17 protein-coding genes are annotated in these 21,861 nt (G+C 39.1%); 5 read left to right on the top strand and 12 right to left on the bottom strand.

The genetic code is table 11. From position 1 onward, the window contains the following. Positions 1–535: 535 nt before the first annotated feature. From ACQQ2I_RS09835 to ACQQ2I_RS09810, 6 genes are all read right to left on the bottom strand, one after another. Positions 536–3,721, bottom strand: coding sequence for an SNF2 helicase associated domain-containing protein (locus ACQQ2I_RS09835; protein WP_431030338.1), 3,186 nt, complete (start codon positions 3,719–3,721; stop codon positions 536–538). Between the two features lie 120 nt (positions 3,722–3,841). Further along, positions 3,842–4,141, bottom strand: a complete 300-nt coding sequence (locus ACQQ2I_RS09830; protein ID WP_431030337.1) for an HNH endonuclease — start codon at positions 4,139–4,141, stop codon at positions 3,842–3,844. A gap of 473 nt (positions 4,142–4,614) precedes the next feature. Then, entirely contained in the window at positions 4,615–4,875 is a 261-nt protein-coding gene (locus ACQQ2I_RS09825) for a hypothetical protein (RefSeq protein WP_431030336.1), read from the bottom strand. A 63-nt stretch (positions 4,876–4,938) separates the two neighbouring features. Next, the gene (gene dpaL, locus ACQQ2I_RS09820; protein WP_431030335.1) at positions 4,939–6,141 is read right to left on the bottom strand and encodes a diaminopropionate ammonia-lyase; all 1,203 of its coding nucleotides are present in this window, start codon (positions 6,139–6,141) and stop codon (positions 4,939–4,941) included. Positions 6,142–6,336: 195 nt separating this feature from the next. Then, the gene (locus ACQQ2I_RS09815; RefSeq protein ID WP_431030334.1) at positions 6,337–7,599 is read right to left on the bottom strand and encodes a cytochrome P450; all 1,263 of its coding nucleotides are present in this window, start codon (positions 7,597–7,599) and stop codon (positions 6,337–6,339) included. 171 nt (positions 7,600–7,770) lie between these two features. Further along, complete coding sequence (locus ACQQ2I_RS09810; protein WP_431030333.1) at positions 7,771–9,333, bottom strand: S-layer homology domain-containing protein; 1,563 nt, start codon at positions 9,331–9,333, stop codon at positions 7,771–7,773. A gap of 265 nt (positions 9,334–9,598) precedes the next feature. On the opposite strand from ACQQ2I_RS09810, the gene ACQQ2I_RS09805 reads away from it, so the two are divergent. The 3 genes from ACQQ2I_RS09805 (at position 9,599) to ACQQ2I_RS09795 (ending at position 12,359) form a co-directional block, all read left to right on the top strand. Further along, positions 9,599–10,228 (top strand): hypothetical protein, encoded by a 630-nt coding sequence (locus tag ACQQ2I_RS09805; protein WP_431030332.1) that lies wholly within the window; start codon positions 9,599–9,601, stop codon positions 10,226–10,228. 151 nt (positions 10,229–10,379) lie between these two features. After that, complete coding sequence (yfkAB, locus tag ACQQ2I_RS09800) at positions 10,380–11,492, top strand: radical SAM/CxCxxxxC motif protein YfkAB (RefSeq protein WP_431030331.1); 1,113 nt, start codon at positions 10,380–10,382, stop codon at positions 11,490–11,492. Between the two features lie 102 nt (positions 11,493–11,594). Then, positions 11,595–12,359, top strand: coding sequence for a sporulation protein (locus ACQQ2I_RS09795; RefSeq protein ID WP_431030330.1), 765 nt, complete (start codon positions 11,595–11,597; stop codon positions 12,357–12,359). 243 nt (positions 12,360–12,602) lie between these two features. On the opposite strand, the gene ACQQ2I_RS09790 is transcribed toward ACQQ2I_RS09795, so the two are convergent. Continuing rightward, the gene (locus ACQQ2I_RS09790; RefSeq protein WP_431030329.1) at positions 12,603–14,432 is read right to left on the bottom strand and encodes a dynamin family protein; all 1,830 of its coding nucleotides are present in this window, start codon (positions 14,430–14,432) and stop codon (positions 12,603–12,605) included. Between the two features lie 350 nt (positions 14,433–14,782). On the opposite strand from ACQQ2I_RS09790, the gene ACQQ2I_RS09785 reads away from it, so the two are divergent. Both ACQQ2I_RS09785 and ACQQ2I_RS09780 read left to right on the top strand, forming a co-directional pair. Continuing rightward, positions 14,783–16,177 (top strand): methyl-accepting chemotaxis protein, encoded by a 1,395-nt coding sequence (locus tag ACQQ2I_RS09785; protein ID WP_431030328.1) that lies wholly within the window; start codon positions 14,783–14,785, stop codon positions 16,175–16,177. Positions 16,178–16,430: 253 nt separating this feature from the next. Then, positions 16,431–16,619 (top strand): hypothetical protein, encoded by a 189-nt coding sequence (locus tag ACQQ2I_RS09780; protein ID WP_431030327.1) that lies wholly within the window; start codon positions 16,431–16,433, stop codon positions 16,617–16,619. Between the two features lie 477 nt (positions 16,620–17,096). Here the strand turns inward: ACQQ2I_RS09780 and ACQQ2I_RS09775 are convergent, their stop codons facing one another. The 5 genes from ACQQ2I_RS09775 to ACQQ2I_RS09755 form a co-directional block, all read right to left on the bottom strand. Further along, on the bottom strand, positions 17,097–17,291 hold the full coding sequence (locus tag ACQQ2I_RS09775; RefSeq protein WP_431030326.1) for a hypothetical protein: 195 nt from the start codon (positions 17,289–17,291) through the stop codon (positions 17,097–17,099). 20 nt (positions 17,292–17,311) lie between these two features. Continuing rightward, positions 17,312–17,719, bottom strand: coding sequence for a hypothetical protein (locus tag ACQQ2I_RS09770; protein ID WP_431030325.1), 408 nt, complete (start codon positions 17,717–17,719; stop codon positions 17,312–17,314). Continuing rightward, complete coding sequence (locus tag ACQQ2I_RS09765; protein ID WP_431030324.1) at positions 17,719–17,979, bottom strand: hypothetical protein; 261 nt, start codon at positions 17,977–17,979, stop codon at positions 17,719–17,721. The genes ACQQ2I_RS09770 and ACQQ2I_RS09765 overlap by 1 nt, the downstream gene beginning before the upstream one ends. A gap of 76 nt (positions 17,980–18,055) precedes the next feature. Continuing rightward, positions 18,056–18,232 carry a hypothetical protein gene (locus ACQQ2I_RS09760; RefSeq protein ID WP_431030323.1) on the bottom strand — a complete coding sequence of 59 codons (177 nt, stop codon included), beginning with the start codon at positions 18,230–18,232 and terminating at the stop codon, positions 18,056–18,058. A 293-nt stretch (positions 18,233–18,525) separates the two neighbouring features. Beyond that, complete coding sequence (locus ACQQ2I_RS09755; RefSeq protein WP_431030322.1) at positions 18,526–21,636, bottom strand: leucine-rich repeat protein; 3,111 nt, start codon at positions 21,634–21,636, stop codon at positions 18,526–18,528. Positions 21,637–21,861 lie beyond the last annotated feature (225 nt).

The following is a 21,861-nucleotide window of genomic DNA, read 5'->3' as shown; positions in this document are numbered from 1 at the left end:
AGGTGAATTTAATACACCATCAATAACAGAATTTTACCTCGTGCAACTTTTTTAGTCAATGGAAAAAAAGAAGGCTTATGTACATTTTTTTAGACAAACGAAAGATTAGTATTAACTATACGATCTCATTTGTAGTGAACCAATATTTAAAACAAATGAATTTATTGTCAGATGCCACTGACCGAGATGTCTATTCAAAACTAGCAACAGTCTCGTTGTTAATCTTCTATTATTTTTAGAATGTTAAGGTGTGAAAAAATATATTTTGGACATATTCATACCTGATACTATGAATATTACAATGGCATTGAAGTAACTGTAATCCATTAAGTTATTAGCCATTTGAAAGATTTGAGCAGCAAATCCTCTATTAACGATTGAGAATTAAAAGGATTTTAACTCTCTATTTAAATACAAAAAAGCAATATGAGACCCCCTCTCACATTGCTCTTTACATAATAAAAGTCGTTGCTTTTTGCTCTTAAAGAAGCATATTTAGATAAGCACTACTAAACTTTATAAAGCCAGCTATCCCCTAAACCCTCAAAATCTCCCGAATATCCTCTTCCGTTAAAGCACCTGAAGTCTTTTCATCAAATTCGATGATATCTGCAATAAGATGGCGCTTTTTTTCTTGAAGCTCATTCATTTTTTCTTCGATTGTGCCGCGGGCGATGAGCTTAATGACTTGTACGGTGTTTTTTTGACCCATTCGATATGCACGGTCCGCTGCTTGTGCCTCTACTGCAGGGTTCCACCAAAGATCGTAAAGGATAACAGTGTCAGCACCCGTTAAATTCAGCCCTGTGCCCCCTGCTTTTAATGAAATCAAAAATAGATCCCGCTCTTCGTCATTAAAACGATTGCACAGTTCGACTCGTTCCGCTGAAGGCGTTTGACCGTCTAAATAGAAATACGATTGACCGCGCATCGTCATCTCTCGCCCAATGAGTTCCAGCATTTTCGTAAACTGCGAGAAAATCAACACTCTTCTGCCGGAAAGCCTCGATTCCTCCAATATTTGTAGTAACTGCTCAAATTTCGCGGAGCTTCCTTTATAGCCATCGACAAACAAGCTCGGGTGGCAGCAAATTTGGCGTAGTCTCGTTAAGCCAGCTAAAATACGAATGCGATTTTTCCGAAACGTGTCCTTGTCGAGGTGCTTCAATGTATCGACTCGAAGCTTTGCTAATAAGGCCGCATACAGTTGCTTTTGCTCAGGCAGTAGCTCTGACATTTCAAGCGCTTCGTTTTTACCAGGTAGCTCCGTAAGCACCTCTTCTTTTAGACGACGGAGTAAAAATGGTCGAACCCTCCGCGCAATTGCTTTCCTTGTTAAATAACTGTATTCCTGTAGTCCTTGGAATAGCTGTGGGAAAATGACATGATAAATCGACCAAAGCTCTTCCTGATTATTTTCCACTGGTGTTCCTGTCAGCCCAAAACGATAATCGGCTTTTATCTTTTTGACCACTCGCGCCGTTTGAGTTAACGGATTTTTAAACGCTTGCGCCTCATCAAAGAACACCGTGTGAAACATTTGCTGCTCATACCATGCTACATCACGGCGGAGTAACGGATACGATGTAATAAGTACATCGATATCATCAAGATTTCGTTGTAGCTCTCTTCGAATAGCTTGCCCCCCATCGATGACGATTGCTTGTAGGTCAGGTGCAAATTGCATTATTTCGTGTAGCCAGTTATACATTAACGAGGACGGGCACACAATGAGCACCGGCTGCTTACTCGCTCGTATGTTGGCTAGTTCTGAAACGATAAACGCAATACTTTGCACCGTTTTCCCAAGTCCCATATCATCGGCTAAAACACCACCAAATCCGAAGCTGGCCAGTTGCTTCATCCATTTAAACCCTTGCTTTTGATAGTCTCTTAAAATGCCCGCTAAGCTTGGTGGTACGTCGAAATCCAACGTCTCTGGATGCAATAATTGATCTACAAACTGGCGGAATGATTCCGCTGGCGTAAACACTTCGCTGTCACCAATCAACTCCAAAAATTTCAGGCTTTCGAGTATCGGCATATTGAAAGTCGCTTCATAATGGTCATCTTGAACTGGCCCTGTCAGCAAGAAGCGGCGTATTTCTTCCATTTCTTTTGTTTCAAGCGATAGCAAGGAGTCGTTTGGTAAGCGATAATATTTTTGCTTTACTTCAAGTGCTTGTAAAATCTCCTTCACTTGCTTATCTGAAATGCCGTCCATTTGAAATTTGAATTCCAACCAATTTGTTCGCTCCTTCTTTACCTTTACGACAATTTTAGGAAACACACTTTTATTGACGAGTCGATTGCGAACAGCCGTTGTTGCATAAATTTGAGCACGTGGCTGAAGGTTAGGAAGAACGTGATATAAAAAGTCATATTCCAATTGTTCATTTTGCATGAAATAACCGCCATCCGTTTTCGTAAAGCCGCTTTGCTCCATAATCTCAAGAATTTCTTGTTCCTTCCGGTAATCTCGAATCATCATCGGACCTACTGGATGCTCAGCGCTGTCCAATGGTTGAATCACCACATGTTCATAATGAAATTCTAGTCCCGCTAGCAGTCTATTTTTCAAGCGATCTAAGTAAAGCTTAGCAACAAGTGGTGTTTTCCTCATCTCCTCTGTTAACTGTTGTGACAAGTTAACTTGGCCAATTTTCCTCAAACCCGGTACGACTTTGTTCAAAAACATATCCAGTTGTTCATGTGGAATAGGTACGTGATTTGTACTTGGTGTTAGCATGTGCTGTAATTCCATTAATCGTTCACAATCCTGGCTATCTAACTGAAATACAGAGCCATCGATTAATACAGCATCATACGCACTGAAAAGCAGCATTCGCTCGAAGCCTTGAATCGTCAATTGATATTCACCGTTTATCTCTTCTACTATAAATTGTAACGGTGGAGCCCCGTCTACAATGCGTAATGGCTGAGTAGCTTGTCCTTCCTGTTCAATGAATAAGGCTGGCATTTGGGTTAGTAAAGAAGTAAGCCCTCTCCAAGCAGATGGTGGAATTAGTAAGACGGTCTCGTGCGGTAAAGCGTCAGAAAAAGCCTTTTCATCCTGGACAATTTTAATGAGTTGATGCAACACTGCGTCTATTTCATCGTTAAAGCAATGTTCACTTGGATTATAGATGAGTGTAGGCGATAATGCACAACGTCTCCCTAACTGAACATGTTGTAGAAACTCTCGAATATGTGTAATCTTCGTTTGACCGATAGATAGTTCCATACCAAACAAGTATTGCCCGTTCACGGTCGTACAAGGCTTCAGCGTAAACTGTACATCCAGTACTTGTCTTTTTTCAAAATGCAGCTGATGCCGACTTTTTCGTATCGGTCCATCCTGAAAAAGTGTCATAATCCCCTCTGGCAGTGGAAGCTCATGCAATTGTTCGGCTGGTGCATCAGACGGCGTACTCCCCTGTCGTTTCCGTTCATCTATGGCAAACAAAACAGCCGCAACATGCTGACAGCTCTTACTGAAATTCACAAGTGTAGGACAGCTACAAGACGTCTGAATACGCCCAAGCGAATCTTTTTCAATTGTGACATGGAAGTCTTCTGCACCTTTCACAGTAGCTGTACATCGGTCTGCGCTATCGGCGTGAATCGTTACTTTATTTGCGCGATAATAAGCATCCCCTCTTTTGAAGGAGACCGTACCGCACATTTCTTTTATGATTTTATGATTGATTTTGATGTCCATGTATGTAGTCCCTTCCTTAGGTTCGCTATAAGATGGATCGTTACTAATGCCTATTTTACCATGTACTTTAGAGAGACTCGACATACTGTTGATGACGTGCTCCTAGCGTTGCCCCCTATTTTACCTTCTACTTGGCGTATTTTTGGAGCGTTTTGTTTTAACTAATGTAGAAGCGGGCTGCTTTCTAATCCATTTTACGAATTTCCACACTTTTTCATCTGCTTTTAGTGCTTCAATTGAATTTAATCTGATTGCTAATTCCTTATTCGTATATAAAGCATGGATATTTTTATGGCAAGGAATGCAAAGAAAAGCCGTTGGTCCATGATTCCCGCCTTCTTCTCTTGGAATTAAATGATGCTCTGTTGTTTCCACTTCCGTTCGCTTGCATAATGCACAAACATCCACTTTCTTCGTCATACTATTCTCCTTTATTTTGCGCTATTTCTATTGCTGAATTCGATGAATTAATGATATTATTCGCCACTTTTAGCGAATCATTATGATATTCTTTTTATCCCGCATTAACGGGCATTAAGACTCCCACCTCAAGGTTTAAGAAAAATCTAGAAGCATAGGTGGGAGATCAACTGCCCCTAAAAGCCCGATTGGTTAAGGGCAACAGGACGTTGGTCACGCAGGCATTGCCACACGACGTGGCGTTCTTAGCTTGCGTTCCTCTACTCAATCAGTGGCGACTAAAATCCGTCACGTCCGTGTGACGACGTCGGCATTAGCACGTCCTGTACGTCAAAATCCCCACTGATTGAAGTTTCACTTTATCATGCAATGAATTCTCATACAAAAAAGCCGATTTCGGTTATCTAGCCGAATCGACTTTTTCTCATCACTATAACTCCATTACGCTAATAAAGAATAACTTACTCCTTTTCTTATATAAACTGAAACGCGAACATTAAACCAAGCGGAATCGTTAACCAAAGTAGAAAGTTACTTACTATCATCTTAAAAGGGGAGATATTTTCGGGTCCGTCTTTGAAAACGAATCGCCACATCAATAATACCCCGATAGCCCATATCGGTAAGATGAAAAAGAATTCTGGCGTCAACGCATTGGCTTCGCCTAATGCGCCTTCTGCAAAAAACCAAGCGATTAATAATGCAACAAAACCGCTACATATAACATTAACCATTACCAACTTTGATTTTATTTTGACCTCCGCCTTTCTCTTTGTCTTAAAGTTACGATGCTCCCCCTACTTTAATGAAAAATGTCCTAACCATGTTACTTTTTCATATTGTTCTAGGTCTGTATCGCCTTCAGTTGATATAAGTAATATGCGAGATTGCCCGTCTAAACCCAGTTCTTTCCCTATTTCTTGCTGAAACTTTTGTAAATAATATAGTAATCCGAGGGTTACAGCCCCTGATTCTCCCGATATAATAGTAGGATCTCCGTTGCACGGATTTCCATAAATGCGCATGCCTAATGCTGAAATGGTATCGTCACAAGAAAACGTCGCAAAGGCGCTATCACTCAAAATACGGTAGGCCTCTTTGTTCGGTTCGCCACAAGCTAACCCTGCCATAATCGTCGCCATATCTCCCGTCACAAATTGAATCGAAGCATCCTTTGTCAAAAATGATTGATAATAACAATCAGCTTGGTCTGCTTCTACAATGATGATTTTAGGTGGATTATCTGAATATAGTTGATGGAAAAATGCTGTAATAGCACCTGCAAAAGAACCTACACCTGCCTGCAAAAAAATATGGGTTGGTGGAGTTGGCAGTTCCTCTGCAATCTCTAATCCGATTGTGGCATATCCTTGCATAATCCAAAGAGGAATATGTTCGTAACCATCCCAAGCTGTATCTTGAATAACTATATAACCGTTTGTCTGTGCTAATCTAGCGCATTCCCTGACACAATCATCATAGTTAAGCTCTAAAATATGTGCCTCCGCTCCTTCTGAACGAATCGCCTCTAATCGTTGCTGAGCAGACCCTTTTGGCATAAAGACGATGGATTGATGGCCAAGCTCGCGTGCAGCCCAAGCTACACCGCGACCATGATTACCATCTGTTGCTGTGATAAATGTTAACTGCCCGAGCTTCTTTTTAACTTCCTCACTTTTTAAATCATCAAATGTTAGATTTTCGAACGGGATTGCCAAAGTATCCGCTATGTATTTCGCAATGGCATAAACCCCTCCTAACACTTTAAAAGCGTTTAAGCCAAATCTTTGTGATTCATCCTTCACATGAATCGTTTCTACATTCAATTTCTTTGCTAATTGTTTCAAGCTATGTAATGGTGTTTTCGTATAAGCTACATGTGATTGCTGGAACTTTAACACTTCTTCGATGACACTTTGAGTAAAGTGTGAATAGATGGGACCACGCTCTTGCTTTTGATGATGATTTTTTGTCCATTGAATATACTCTTTACATTGCATTTTTAAACCTCCAATTTCATATAATTACGATTTTAAAAAGCTGTTGTTCGATTAGACGCTCAATTTTCTTTATTACGAAAAAATTCCAAATTCATATACTTAATAATAGCTCGAATCCCTTTAAATTCCAAAGAAAGACATTAAAAAAGAGCCTAAACTTAGCTAAAACCGTTTAAGCTCTCTATATTGTTCGCTTTACTGTATATTCTCCCTTACCCTTCGCACATTCTCCAAAATGATTTTACTTTTCGGAATACTTGGGATGTCGTTTAAGTCAAAGCTTAAATCTTGTTCAGGAATATCGTATTGTATTTTATTGACCAAATAATCTAAACTCGCTTTCAGCATGTCAATCGTCATTTGTTCACCCGCGCAACGATGCCCTAGAATATAATCGCCCCCACCTTGTGGGATAAAGCTAAACGGGCTCCCTTGCCAGCTCGCAAAGCGTTCAGGGTAAAATGACTCGGGATTTTCCCACAACGCTGGATCATGATTCGTGCCATATAAATCGAGTAAGGTCATCGTCCCTTCTTTAAATTCATAGCCGTTCCACGTAAAATCTTTTTTTACGGTCGCTACAACAAATGGGAAGAACGGATAAAAGCGTCTCACTTCTTGTACGAACATGCGAGGATAATCCGGATAATTTTGTAATTTTTCTTTTTCTTTTGGAAATTGGTGAAGCGCAAGTAGTGTAAAGTTCGCATAAATGGCAATTGCCACAATCGGTCGAAGTAAGTTGATAATCTCAACAGCTGCCGTCTCTTCATCTAATAAATAGCCATCTGTATCTTTATAAAATGCAAATTGGTGAAGCACTGAATTTTTAGGAAACTTTATTTTTTCGTCGCGCGTATCTCGTATGAGCTGCTGTATATTTTTCTCCACTTGATTCCGGTAACTTCTCCCAATCCAATGTGTTACACCAAATACAGCAGGTGTTTCGAACATTGCGGCTAATTCTTTTGTCAGCCTTTTCGTATCTTGCTCATGAAGCGGATAGCCAATCCATTGAAATGCGACTTTACATAGTAGCTCCTTCATTTCATCATAAAACACGATTGTATCCTTTTGACTCCATTGGTCGATAGATTGTTCCCATTGTAGCTTTGTCATATCTACAATGCGCTCCACTTCTTCTTTTGTCATGACAGACATCAACATTTCTTTCCGGTGACGATGTGCAACCCCATCTAATGTTTGGACACTATTTTCACCAAAAAGCGTTTGGACGATACGATTCGGCGCTGCACCACTGCGTTGAAATTTATCTGTATCGTAAAAAAGTCTAGCCGCTTCTTCCCCAATCATACAAATAGCTTTTTTTCCTAAAATGCGCGTCTCAAAAACATTCGAGTGCAATTGCCTTTGTCTATTGACAATAAACTTATATCCTTCTTGTAAAAGGCTAATGCTATGATCAATACCTTTTTCACGTGGCATTTCATTTTCCATTACTGTCACCTCTTTACTTAGACTCCCTTCTATTATTTCTAAATGGATTTCAGTTTATGCTGTCTCCTCTAAAATCTGTAGGTACTATTTTTTCACTAGCCTATGAATGTGTATACGAACAAAAAACCACAACCTTGGGAACACTCTCAAGATTGTGGTTGCGTGTGTTATTTACCTTTCACATGCCCAGTTGTCGCCATCTCGGTCATGTTTTGCTGCATACGCTGGATGTGTACTTACTACACCATTTGGATAGTAGGCACGCATCTCTGTACAGTTTTGGAATGATGTTGGTGCACCCGGAATCACGTAAGTACCTGAAGATGGATCACCTGTTTCAATAGGTGGCTTTTCAGGCGGCTTTTGTGATGACATCGGCTTCGCATTGACAGAATATGTCACGCTATCTGTTGATACAATAATCGAGCCACTCATCGCTGTTGCATATCCTTTTGCACCGATCGCGTTCATATTTGCTAGTACTTCACTATGCGGATGACCGTAACTATTGTCTTTACCGTAAGATAACATAACTGCTTTTGGGTTTACTTGTTGCATAAAGTTGAAGCCACTGCTTGTATTTGAACCATGGTGCCCTGCTTTTAAAATTTGCGCGGATACATCATATGTTGAAGCAATCTTTGTTTCGATTTCTTTACTTGCATCACCCATTAGCATAAATGATACTTTCCCATATGTGAGCTTTAGTACGAGGGAAGCATCATTGTTAGCGCTTGCATTTTTATTGGCGTAAACAACTTGTGTGTTAACAGCACTATCTAATGCAATGCTATCGCCTTGATTTGGCTCTATATAAGAAGAGCCTTCGTTGACAGCTGCTTCTAGTAAATCCGCGTATGTCTCACTCGTATGATCTTTTCCGCTGTTCACAAAATGGTGTACTTTAAACGCTGCAAATACATCGATTAAACCACCAATATGATCCGCATCTGGATGTGTCGCCACAACATAATCAATACTTGAAACACCCAGTGATTTTAAGTATGTAACAACATCGTCCCCTGCCCCGCGTGTTCCACCATCGATTAACATCGTCTTGCCATTTGGTGATTGAACAAAAATCGAATCCCCTTGACCAACGTCGATAAAATGAACTTGCATTTGCGGGTAGTCTTTATACATCGTACGGTACATAAATACGGCAAAGTGCATACGGCTCAGCGTTGTATTCGGTTTAAATGAACCGTCACCATAGCCTGTTGTTATGTTGTTTGCAGCAAGCGCCCCAACGTACGGATTAAAATGATGAGTTGTTGGCACATCTTTAAATGCTGATGTGTGCTGTTGCTGTAACCCAAAGGCATTAGTTAAAATTTTCGCAAGCTGACCACGTGTCAAAGAGCCTTCCGGATTGTATTTCCCGTTTGTTCCGTCCACAATCCCCGCACGGTATAACGCCATAATTTCGTTATAATAAACGTGCGTTGTTGGTACATCACTAAATGTTATGGCCGGGCGAATCGGCTTTAATTCGAGAGCACGGCTTAACATGACCGCTACGTGTGCACGAGAAATCGTACTGTTCGGCTTAAATTCCTCATTACCATACCCTTTAATAATGCCTTGCTCACTCATAACATCAATCATGCCAAAATAGGCATGCGTATCCGGGACATCTGTAAATGACTTTGCTGCTGTTTCAGTAGGTATTACAAAACTGCAAGCTAGCAGAAGAGCCATTAATGAATAAAGAATTTTTTTCAAAATATCCACTCTTTCTATTCTAATTATCATTATCGAAACATATATTAAAATAATTTAATTTATGTCCAATTTTTAGATTACTATTTCTGTATATCACATTCAATGGCAATGAATTCATAAAATGGTGCCATTTACTCCAGTTATTTCGCTTCATCATTTTCTTTTCCTTATCTCTCAGCTTCCTACTTAATATCCCTATAAATAAATTATTCTCCTATACCTTTCCCGATCAACAGATGTGCGTTTTTAAACTAAAGTGAAAGGTTTGAACCTTGTGAAGTATGTATATTTACTTTTATGTAGCCTTTTCCTTGTCGCTTGTACTCAAGTAGCAGAGGAGGATTCAAATGAACATTTCAATGAGGAGGAAGAAGGGTATAAAAATGCTTTTGAACATTCAACAGCGTTACAGCTATTTTTTAAAGAAGATCAAACAACTGCGGCATTTTTAGGAGAAGGCAATGAATATGCCTCTTTTACAGAAAAAACGATGTGGTTAACGGAGACAATTGTCCAAACAATTATCGATAATGGCGGGGTTACAATGTACCGGCTTTACCATATAACCGATCAAGCAATCAATTTAGTATATGAGGATATCAATTCACCAAATCTTACGGTGGCAGAAATCGTAAAACTACCTACACTGGAACTGTATATGGTATTGCCAATTGAACCGAATACATCATTTGATCATTGGGTCATTACTGCTGTAGATATAACGGTTGAAACACCTTTTCAAACATTTACACAAGCAATTGAAGTTGTTAAGGAGACAGACGATTTTAAAACATCCCGTTATTTCGTTCGTGGCTTTGGCTTAGTGAAGCAGATCGATGAAATGAAAATGGCAGACGGTGTTTTTGTTGTTTCTTCCACATTGAAGGATATTCAGTACCATTAAAATCATATGAGTAGGTGTCTAACTTCATAAACATGAATATTTCTTATATGAACTACTCTTTCTTTTATTTTTTAAATTTTCCGACTACAGAAAAAATCTTTGCCCTTATAGTAATTTATGAGACAATGGAAGGCGTGAAAGGAAGATTGACATGATAACAATGCCTAAAATTACACCAAGTTATGATCCGTGGGAAGCTTATATGGATATAGAACAACATGGCGGATTAACTTTATCTAATATTGAATTTACGACGACAACGCTTTGTAATATGCGATGTGCTCACTGTGCAGTTGGGTATACTTTGCAAACGAAAGATCCAGATGCACTGCCTATTGACTTGATTTTAAAGCGTTTAGATGAAATTCCACACTTAAAAACTTTATCAATTACTGGTGGAGAACCGATGCAAAGTAAACGCTCGGTGCAAAATTATGTGCTACCGATTTTACAATACGCCCATAGCCGCGGTGTGCGCACACAGATGAACTCCAATTTAACGATTGACGGCGAGCGTTATATGCAAATTGCCCCTTATTTAGATGTACTACATATTTCACATAACTGGGGAACAGTTGAAGAGTTCGTGGAAACTGGCTTTGCGATGATGGAACGTAAGCCTACGTTTGAGCAACGTGCTGCCCTATTTAAGCGGATGATTGAAAACTCCCGTATGCTTGCAGAAAATGGAGTCATGGTATCAGCGGAAACGATGCTAAATAAAAAGACATTACCGTATTTAGAGCATATTCACCATCAAATCGTGCACGAAATGAAATGTGCACGACACGAGATTCACCCAATGTACCCCTCAGACTTCGCTGGTGCTTTAACATCGTTATCACTAGAAGAAACACGTGAGGCAATTCATCATTTACTCGATATTCGAGATGAAAATACATGGATGCTATTTGGTACATTACCGTTCTACCCTTGTAGTACGAAGGAAGAAGATCAAGTATTGCTCAATCGTCTACGTAATGCAAAAAATGTGACGATGCGAAATGATCCAGATGGCCGCTCTCGTTTAAACATCAATATTTTCTCTGGTGAAGTTATTGTTACTGACTTTGGTGATGCGCCACCGCTTGGCAATATTCAAACAAATACACTCCCTCAAGTATTTGACAAATGGCTACAAAGTGATTTGGCAAAATCGCTAAACTGTCACTGCCCTGCCGTCAAATGCTTAGGACCAAATGTACTTGTTAAAAACATGTACTACCAAAACCAAACCTTTAGCAGCGGTGCTGTGACAAAATAGATTTCAATTTAAATAATTATCTCATCTGCTAAAAATACATGAAACTATTTAAGAAATCCTTCGTATAGATTAGTGCATACTAATTTATTAGGGGGATTTTTTATGTTTCAAAAAATATTAGCAAGTATCGGCATTGGCAATGCACAAGTAGATACGAAACTCGACCGCTCTCGTTATACTGCTGGCGATGTAGTCAATGGTGTAGTTGAAATAAAAGGTGGCAATACCGAACAAGCAATCGATACGATTTATTTAACGGTCTACACAACGTACATTAAAGAAGTAAATGATACGAAAATTCATGACAACGCTGCTGTGGCATCCTTCCAAGTAAGCAGTCCTTTTACAATCGGTGCTGGTGAATTGAAGTCGATCCCATTTTCATTCAATTTACCACGTACAACGCCGATCACAGGAGGCAAAACACAAGTATGGGTACAAACAGAACTTGATATTAAAATGGCCGTAGACCCGACAGACAAAGACTATATTGAAGTAAACCCTACACCGCTAGCAAATGAAGTATTAGCGGCTGTCAAACGTCTTGGCTTCCGTTTACGTAAGGTAGAATGTGAAAAAGCACCGCTACGCATTCGCACGCCACATCCATTTATTCAAGAATTTGAATTTACAGCGACCAACCCTACCTATAGACGACACTTAGATGAACTAGAAGTAACATTTATCAACCAGTCTACGGATAGTATCGATGTACTGTTACAAATTGATCGCCGCGCTCGTGGGTTAGGCAGCTTACTATCGGAAGCTTTAGATATGGATGAAAGCTTTGTTCGCCTCACATTCACAGATCGCGATGTGTTCTCCATCGAACAAACATTAAAACAAACAATTGAGCGTTATATGTAAAAAAGAGTGTAGACAAAGTCGAAGTTTGACTTTGTCTACACTTATTTTTAGGGGAAACTTAAGAACAACAAAATCTGCAGACTGTCTTGAAAACGCTTGACAGACAAGGCGCGCAGACGAGCGAAGACGCGAATAGAACTGAAGTTCATGAGCGGACGAGCGAGGCAAGCAACGCAGAATGAAAGCGTTTGTCAACAGTCTGAAAGAGTGTAGAGAAATTGACTTCTCTACACTCTTTTCATATTACATCATAAATGGAGCTGGTAAATCCGGTAAGTCCGACAGTACATCGACTTCTGTTAAGCTTAACGGACTTAGCATATATTTCGTTTCAAATTCTTGATGTAAGAGCGAATCTTGGTCGCTCTCTTCTGAAGGTAATTCTATTTCTTTTTGAGATAATTGTACCGCAATCATACCATCAATTGTATTTTCGATCGTTACTTGTTGGTTTTCTGTTAACTCGATTGCACCACTAAGCAAATACGGCTTAATCGCATCGCGCACAAAATGTTGCGCTTCTATAATACAGCTAAATTCTGAAAGCTTGTTGACATAAGAATTGGCAATCTTCACTTCACGTTTTCGTTGGCTATTTAACTCAGCCACTTGATGAATAATCGTTTGTAAGCGTTTTTGAGCAAGCTCTGTAATATGATTTTGAATGCTATATAAGTTTTCGACTACATGCGCTTCATAATACTTAATAATTCGATATTGTTCTCCGCACTTTTGTTGCATTTGATCTAATCGCTCTTTCTGTGCCTTCGTAATCGAATTTTGGTTGATTTGTACTAAATCCCCTCTTTCAATTCCTTTACCGAACAGTTTACGATATTGCTGATCTAACAGTCCGTATGTTTGCATATATTCTACATGCAGCTTACGATACTCACGTACAGCTTGATGGTATTGTAATGCAACGGACTCAAACTCCTCTACCTTGTCGTCACGTAAATATAGCTTATTCGCTAATGTTTGGAGCAATTGATATAACGTTTCTACCGGTTTAAATACATGGCACACATGCTCGTACTCTTGTTCATATGCCGTGAGCAATGCCATATCGCGTTGTTGACGTGTATATTCAAATCCTTTATTACCTGTATATTTTTCAATACTTTCAAACGCGGATAAATACGGCTCACGCTGTGGGATTTGCTCTATTTCTTTACGGAAAAGTTCTAGCCAATCGACAAAGCGTTCAAATACATGCTGCGTCTTTTTTGTATGATTATTTGTCAGTTCCTCTAGTAACTTATGTAACTCCCCATATTTTGAATCAATGAATAACTGTGCATTATTCGTTTTCGCCGCTTCTAACGCTTGTGTTGCCGAAACAGCTGTCATGGAAGCGATTTTTCCCCCGTAACGCTCCGATTCAGATTGCATAAACGCTGCAACATTTTCTGTATCATCAATCGCATTTATAATGAAGTGTGGTTTCATTCCTCGTTCATTATATTTATCTAAAAGGGCTAGTTCAGCTTCTGTTGCTATAGAGCCACTGCGGATAACCCAAAAAATATCATCCATTCGGTCGACAAGTAGCTCAGAAAAATAAGCTGAATGATCGGCTGCTACTTCTAACGCAACCGAATCCACAATAGTAACGTTTTTCAATAAATCGTGCTTGATAAATACTTCAATATAGTCAAGGTGTTCACGAATAATTTGGGCACAAAATGCATCCGATATTGTGAGCAGCTCTACTTTTCCTAAATCAAATGTAGCGACCATACCATCTAAAAAAATCGCTTTCACACACTCTTCCTCACCGTAACGGATAAATGTGTTCGCAGCAGTCGGATGTTCACTACTCGCTGATAACACTTCACGACCGAGTAGTCCATTGATAAAGGTCGTCTTACCAACCCGCTCTTTCCCCATCACTAAAATCATTGTTTGAGAACTAGCATCATCAATAATACGTTTTAACCTTCTCGTCGTATCTTTTACATATGAATTTTGATTCAGTAAAACGTGAAGCGGTTTCATTCGTTCAATTAATTGTAGTAACGGATTTGATGAGACGATTGATTCAGTTACTAGTTTGTTTTGTTGTTCTATCATACAATCAACCCCTTTACTATTTCGTTATTTTTATTATATATAAGAAAGGCTATTTTCTTAAATACAGAAATAGAAATCTATGTAAATTTGATTCATCATACTTATATAAATATCCTACTTTTTAGGTATTAATACATATACAGGTTGTTCTCATAAGCCTATTTTCTCCTAAATCCTTCGTTACTTCACTGCTATTTGTTGATAGGCTGTAACAAAATTTTAAGTAATTGTAAAGAAATTAGATCCGCATTGACATGATGGTTTTAACAATGGTAATTTTAATCCAAAGGTTAATTGACATATTATTATAAATATTAGCAGTTCCATAATTTAAGTAGGAGATGTTAGGCATGCTTTCTTTTTTAAGCTCACTCACAAAAAGTGATAAGACTCACCCCGAATCCTCAATAACTAAAGAACAAGTACAAGAACTAAATCATCTATTACAAAAAGTAGCAAATGGTAATTTAGCTGAAACATTAGTACTACATAGCGATCACTTAAATGATGAATTAGCTGAAACACTTCACCATTTAGCTGCCAATTATAACAACCGCTTAAAACAAATTACGTTAGAACTAACACATATCGTTTCTGCCAACATTGATGAAAATATTTTTATTAATAAACTACAAAAAAATGCACTTGCGCTAAGTACTGATTTAGATACCATTGTGGCGGCAGCAGAAGAATTGGCTTCATCTATTCAAACCATCACTACAAATAATGTAGGTGCAACAACTAATATGAAGAATACTGGTACAAGAGCCGAAAAACTCCGCGAACAGTTACAAGAAACCGTCCATGAGATTGAGCAAGTACATACACAATTTCACTCATTAAATAACCAAGTATTATCTTTAAATGACCACATCGGCTCGATTGGTAAAATGGTATATCTCATTTCAGAAATTGCGGAACAAACAAATCTCCTTGCTTTAAATGCATCGATTGAAGCAGCGCGTGCTGGGGAACAAGGAAAAGGCTTTGCCGTTGTAGCACAGGAAGTACGCAAGCTAGCGGAGCAAACAAAGCAAAATGTGAATGATATTCGTGATAATGTAAATAGCGTTCAACTAGAAGCCTCAAAAACATCAAATACCATTACAAATATGACAAGTAAAATGGATCAAAGTAATGCAGCCATATCTAAATGCTCGACAGAAATGAACGAAATCATTACTAATTTATCAATTAGCATTCAAGATATTTCACATACTGCACCGATTATGGAGGAGCAATCTTCTACTTTTGAAGAAATCATTGGGACGATTTCGAGTATGAATCATACGATGGGGCAAATGACAAATGAAATTACGCATAGCTCAGAAAATCTATTTAAAATGGGTACAATTTCTGAGCAATTACGCAATAGTATGGGTGACTTCCAACTTTGTTATGCAGATGATGATATCATCGAACTGGCTAAAACCGATCACCTGCTTTGGCGTTGGCGCATCGAAAATATGCTACTAGGTAGAAGTAATTTAGAGCCAAACGCTGTAAAAGACCATACGAAATGTCGCCTCGGTCGATGGTACGTAAGTGATGGGAAGGCGCATTTTGGTCATCTTTCAGCATTTCAAAACTTGGATGCTGTACATGCAAAATTCCACCAAACATGCCATGTGGCCATTCAACTGTTTAAAGAAGGAAAACGTTCAGAAGCCCACTATAAATATGAAGAAATTCAAGAACTGAGCAATAAAGTACTTCAGATGCTCGACCAATTAAAAGTTTCATAATAGATAAAGGCGTGTTTTAAAACACGCCTTTATCTATTTTAATGTTTATGTCAATAGCTACTCCCCTCCTTTCATAAACTCAAAATTTTACAATAACTCAAGAAAAACGTTCTCAAGCAGCGAATAGCTCTCGAGTTCATTTTCTCGTCAAAAAGGTGTGAATAAGCTGTGACTTAAAGGGGTTCTCTATTGAAGTCAGACGTCTACCCGATGTATAGTAAAGACATCAAATAACTCATTGGAGATGACATACATGAACGCTCAAATTTTAAATTTTGTAGAGCAAATGGAAGCAACATTACTAAATGATATCGTCACAGCAACTACATTAGAGTTAGATTTATATGCAATCGCAAACGATATGATTGCCCAAAATAACAAAACGGACTTCCCTGAAATTTGTCAGGCATATGAAGTCGTCAAACATCACTTAATCGGTTAAGTCACTTTTTATTTTCAACATTATTGATAAGCCGAGATTTTTCTGCTTTTCTAAATTTTCTCCTGTTCCTATTTTAACCTATTCTATATAGGTACAATTAGGGTACACAAGATACAAGTAGTATTACTGATTATTAAATATAACGCACAGGCAAGTTACTTAGGAAGAACAAGTACAATATATTTATGACAATAGCGACCACATACTTTATGTGGTCGCTTTCTATTTGAGTTTCTTCTATTATTATTTATGTTTTTCAATCATTAACTTTATGGCTGTACGATTTTCACCTACAATTATAATAATGATTAATCCTTATTTTTGACGGATTGCTCAGTATTAATTTTCGTCCTTTTGGTTGTCGTGTCCACAATGAGGACATATATACGCGTGGTATTCTAACCATTCATAAACTCCACAACCTTCACATCTTTCAGCCATCTCACTTGCTCCTTTCTTTGACGGAATACGTTATAACTAAATGCCGTAATTATCAATTAGTTCGGTCAAGCACTCTAAACAAATGTTGTCAGTTGCTCTACCGTCTGTATTTGAAACAGTTAGATCATGAATCTTGCTTTTTAACGCGAAACGTTTAGGTTTTTCGATAATTGGTATTTCAAAATGTGTTGTACCGCAAGCGTCGCAGCATAAAGATTGTTGATTACTCATTCTATTTCTCCTTTCTTTTTTCAATTAAACTTTCTTGCATCGATTGGTAAATCGTCGTAAATATCGATACTGTCCAGGATAATATCGAATGCCGAACCGTTCCCAACAACTAATAATCTAGTGGCATTTATATAACCGAAAGCGTAACAATAATCTGCTAATGTATCGTTTACAGCAAAAAGTATAAAATCACCATGTTTGCCTACGTAACGCAAATAACAATCATCCTGCATTTCGAATGTAGCGCGACTTTTATTTTTACGTCCTAAGCGTTGTACAAATTGACCTGAACTAATTACAGAATCACCAAGCGACAAAGGTGCATGATCTATGTCGACATACTCTGTTAAAACTGCGTATCTAGCGCTACCTTGATAAAAAGTTTCGAGTTTATCTGGTAAAGATAAGACTAACTGTTCGCTGGTCACTAGATCACCTTCCTACGCATTTTTTTACGATCATTCTCGACTCTAATTACACCAACTAATTCACGTGCGATTTTGTGTGGACGCAACGTAGAATTAAAATAATTTATAACATTATGGGCATGTTCTTTTGCTGATTCTTCAGATGCATCTTCTTTTAATGGCTTTATATTCGTTCTACCCCAATCATCCAATTCCATTACCATTATTTCTTCTTGCCATGTTGCATCCCCATTAACTCTTTTAACTATCATTTTCCACATAATTTTGTCTCCTTCTTCCTAAACATTTTGTTTCTTACCTAGAACATGTTTCTTACGTTCATTGACTGATTGTTGATTAGTCGTTTTCAGTAATAACATTATTCATTCGAGTATATAAATCGATTATTTCTTTTTTAGATAGATAAACCGTTACTTCGTCAAATTCTTGTGTTTCAGCATTTTTAATATGGTTTTTATCCATAAAGACTACATTACTCCCTTTAAGTAAATGTGCTTGTATAGCATAATTCATAAGCTGACACCTTCCTTCACATTTTGTTTCAAAGCCGTTTTGACGAATTGCGCAGTAACTACTCTTTACCACCATTCAAACAATGCACACGCTATGCTGCCTCTTCACGTTTACCGTGATCACTATCTGTATGCCACCCTCCAATTGAATGTAACCCCATTTAGGGATAGCGTCAGAAAAATGCGGATTTACAACGCTAAGCACTTCATGTTACCAAACGACGCTTTGGGAACTCATCACAAAAAACAACACCTGTAATGGCGGCATCTTTTCCAACCATACAGGTGTTGTTTTTATTTTTTGACCATTATTTCTGTTGCTGCTGCCTCAATTTCTTCAATTGCCCAATGGGTAGAAGGGACATCGCTAAATGTAGGTGTTGCGATATCTTCTAAAGCTGGGCGTTCGAATAATTGGTTGAGTACTTTCACTGCCTGTGCTCTTGTTAACGCACCATTTGGATTAAAGGTTGTCGCACTATTTCCCGACATAATGCCCAGTGCACTTATTTTGTCAATTGCCTGTGCAGCCCAATGTGTTGAATGGACATCTGTAAATGTTTTTCCTTGACCAGCCTCTTGGCAATAGGCTTTTGCATCATCTTGTACACAATTTTTATCTATCCAGCGTGCAATGACACGCGCCATTTGGGCACGTGTAATCGTGCCATTTGGATTGAATATCGTTTCCGTTGTGCCATTAAATAAACCAGCTTGCTTCACAAGTTCAATCGCATTTCTTGAAGGGTGATTGGTTGTATCTTCAAAAGAACCATGGACCGTTGTTGGGATGTCCCCATTTGTTAAGAAACGCGCTAACATCGTTGCCATTTGGGCACGTGTTACCGAAGCATTTGGCTTGAATGTGCCATCTGGATAACCTTGAATATAAGGTGCTAACACCTTCACTTCTGGTTTTACTTCCGGTTCAACTTCTGGCACTTCTGAAGCATAGACTAAGCTAAATGTTGAGAAATGTTCGACTTCAAATTGGAATCCTTTCGCACCTGGTTCAAATTCAACAATACGACCACGTTTTACTTCCGTTGTTGCGTCACTATGCTCAATATAAACAACCAGTGAGGCCATTTGTTCTGCTGTTAATTCAGCCGAAATCGGTAATGTAATCGTTATCGGGCGACTTTGTAGATTCGTTTCAATTGTAACCGGTGTTCCTAGTGATGAAAGTATCGCTCTTTCGGGCATTACCTGTTGGATTTGTTGGTTTTGTCGTACATTCGTCTGAATCATTTCCTGTTGTTGTGCCTTTACAGGCACAATACGGAAGAATACATCCTCTGTGATCCCATTAAATGCGGTAGATGGCATCGTCAATTGTGCTAACGCTGTTTGCATAAAAAGATGGGTCTGTTGATTGTTTAAATAGAGCCCAGCAGTTCTTGAGAGATTTAAAATCGCTTCTACCATAGCCGTTTCTGCTGGGTATACAAGACGAATTGTTCGTTCCTCTTGATTGGTCATTTGGTGTACTTGTACTTGAACAGGTTCCAATAAAACGTTTGCACGATAACGCACGATTCCTTGTTCCACCGTACGAATAATAGGGATGACACCTGAAGGCATCGGTTCCGGTTCCACCGAGTCGTCTGGTTCTGGTATTGGTATTGGTGTTGGTGCCTTCACCGTAATGGTTGCCGTATCAGTTGAAGTGCCATAGGTAGCCGTAACGGTCACCGTACCGGGTGCGATTGCTGTTAAGGTACTTCCTTGGATTGTAGCAACCGTTGAATCGCTTACTGTAAATACAGTGTTTACCGTTTGATCTTGCGTTGTACCATCCGAAAGGTTTTCTGTTAGTTGGAAGTTTTGTGTGCCTCCAACAGTTAGTTGCCCTGTTTTGGGTGATAGAATAATGCCTGTTGTTGTGACAGGAGCTGCATTTACTGTAATGGTAGCCGTATCAGCTGTAGCGCCATAGGTAGCCGTAACGGTCACCGTACCTGGTGCGATTGCTGTTAAGGTACTTCCTTGGATCGTAGCAACTGTTGAATCGCTTACTGTAAATACAGTGTTTACCGTTTGATCTTGCGTTGTACCATCCGAAAGGTTTTCTGTTAGTTGGAAGTTTTGTGTGCCTCCAACAGTTAGTTGCCCTGTTTTGGGTGATAGAATAATGCCTGTTGTTGTGACAGGAGCTGCCTTCACCGTAATGGTCGCCGTATCAGCTGTAGCGCCATAGGTAGCCGTTACGGTCACCGTACCTGGTGCAATTGCTGTTAATTTATTTCCTTGCATCGTGGCGATGGCTGGATCGCTTACGGTAAAGGCTGTATTTGTCGTTTGATCTTGACTTGTACCATCCGAAAGATTTTCTACTAGTTGGAAGTTTTGCGTGCCTCCAACGGTTAGTTGGCTTGTTTTTGGTGATAGAATAATGCCCGTTGAGTAAGTGTTCCACTTTGCATAAATTATCATAGGTGCTGCAACCATACCTGTCCATGGATTAGTGTACGATGGGTCCTCGAACCATCCGTGGAACTTATCCCCTTGCTTGGTTTGATTACTAAATGCTTTCTGACTAAGGTTTGAAATTTGTCCTTTAAATTCAACTTGATTTAGCTGATTGTACTGAAAGGCAAAAGCCCCAATACTCGTCACGCTAGATGGAATCGTCACACTCGCTAGCTGATTAGACGAAAAGGCAGAAGCCCCAATACTCGTCACGCTAGATGGAATCGTCACACTCGCTAGCTGATTAGACGCAAAGGCACCATTCTCAATACTCGTCACGCTAGATGGAATCGTCACACTCGCTAGCTGATTAGACAAAAAGGCATTAGCCCCAATACTCGTCACGCTAGATGGAATCGTCACACTCGCTAGCTGATTAACCTCAAAGGCAGAAGCCCCAATACTCGTCACGCTAGATGGAATCGTCACACTCGCTAGCTGATTGTACTGAAAGGCATAATCCCCAATACTCGTCACGCTAGATGGAATCGTCACACTCGCTAGCTGATTGTACTGAAAGGCATAATCCCCAATACTCGTCACGCTAGATGGAATCGTCACACTCGCTAGCTTGTTATTATAAAAGGCAAAAGCCCCAATACTCGTCACGCTAGATGGAATCGTCACACTCGCTAGCTGATTAGACGAAAAGGCAGAATCCCCAATACTCGTCACGCTAGATGGAATCGTCACACTCGCTAGCTCATTAGACAAAAAGGCCTCCTCCCCAATACTCGTCACCGCTTTACCATTAATGGTGGGTGGAATCTTGACGTCTTTTGTTGTTCCTTTGTAACCTGTAATAGTAACTTCTGTAGCATTTTCACTTATTTCAAAATCTGTTTCACTATTTGCTACGCCATATACTGGTATATTCCCCCATTGTAAATTTAAGAGTAACACGATTAGGAATAAGCTAGATAGTTTTTTCATGTAGTAAGTCCCTCTCTTTCTTTTTTTATTTCTATGTACGAGTAACCTCAATTAACTGGATTCTCTGTTAACTTCAACTTTTCTAGCATTCAGTACATATAAAATTAAAAATAACATGTAAAGGTTAAAAATAGGTTAAAAAAACAAAATCAAAAAGTTGATTTTCATACGCTATCTAATTTTAAAACGTTCCCAAATGAAAGTTAGGACACGTACAAAAAAGCG

It is taken from the genome of Lysinibacillus sp. LZ02, assembly GCF_050613145.1.
Classification (GTDB): Bacteria; Bacillota; Bacilli; order Bacillales_A; family Planococcaceae; genus Lysinibacillus_B.
The sequence above is the reverse complement of the archived record's forward strand: the minus strand, read 5'-3'. Positions and strand labels throughout refer to the sequence as shown.

Excerpts from the sequence above, each read along its gene's own strand:
- ACQQ2I_RS09835 (WP_431030338.1), bottom strand. The coding sequence starts at position 3,721 with ATGGACATCAAAATCAATCATAAAATCATAAAAGAAATGTGCGGTACG.
- ACQQ2I_RS09830 (WP_431030337.1), bottom strand. The coding sequence starts at position 4,141 with ATGACGAAGAAAGTGGATGTTTGTGCATTATGCAAGCGAACGGAAGTG.
- ACQQ2I_RS09825 (WP_431030336.1), bottom strand. The coding sequence starts at position 4,875 with ATGGTTAATGTTATATGTAGCGGTTTTGTTGCATTATTAATCGCTTGG.
- dpaL (WP_431030335.1), bottom strand. The coding sequence starts at position 6,141 with ATGCAATGTAAAGAGTATATTCAATGGACAAAAAATCATCATCAAAAG.
- ACQQ2I_RS09815 (WP_431030334.1), bottom strand. The coding sequence starts at position 7,599 with ATGGAAAATGAAATGCCACGTGAAAAAGGTATTGATCATAGCATTAGC.
- yfkAB (WP_431030331.1), top strand. The coding sequence starts at position 10,380 with ATGATAACAATGCCTAAAATTACACCAAGTTATGATCCGTGGGAAGCT.
- ACQQ2I_RS09795 (WP_431030330.1), top strand. The coding sequence starts at position 11,595 with ATGTTTCAAAAAATATTAGCAAGTATCGGCATTGGCAATGCACAAGTA.
- ACQQ2I_RS09790 (WP_431030329.1), bottom strand. The coding sequence starts at position 14,432 with ATGATAGAACAACAAAACAAACTAGTAACTGAATCAATCGTCTCATCA.
- ACQQ2I_RS09785 (WP_431030328.1), top strand. The coding sequence starts at position 14,783 with ATGCTTTCTTTTTTAAGCTCACTCACAAAAAGTGATAAGACTCACCCC.
- ACQQ2I_RS09780 (WP_431030327.1), top strand. The coding sequence starts at position 16,431 with ATGAACGCTCAAATTTTAAATTTTGTAGAGCAAATGGAAGCAACATTA.
- ACQQ2I_RS09775 (WP_431030326.1), bottom strand. The coding sequence starts at position 17,291 with ATGAGTAATCAACAATCTTTATGCTGCGACGCTTGCGGTACAACACAT.
- ACQQ2I_RS09765 (WP_431030324.1), bottom strand. The coding sequence starts at position 17,979 with ATGTGGAAAATGATAGTTAAAAGAGTTAATGGGGATGCAACATGGCAA.
- ACQQ2I_RS09760 (WP_431030323.1), bottom strand. The coding sequence starts at position 18,232 with ATGAATTATGCTATACAAGCACATTTACTTAAAGGGAGTAATGTAGTC.
- ACQQ2I_RS09755 (WP_431030322.1), bottom strand. The coding sequence starts at position 21,636 with ATGAAAAAACTATCTAGCTTATTCCTAATCGTGTTACTCTTAAATTTA.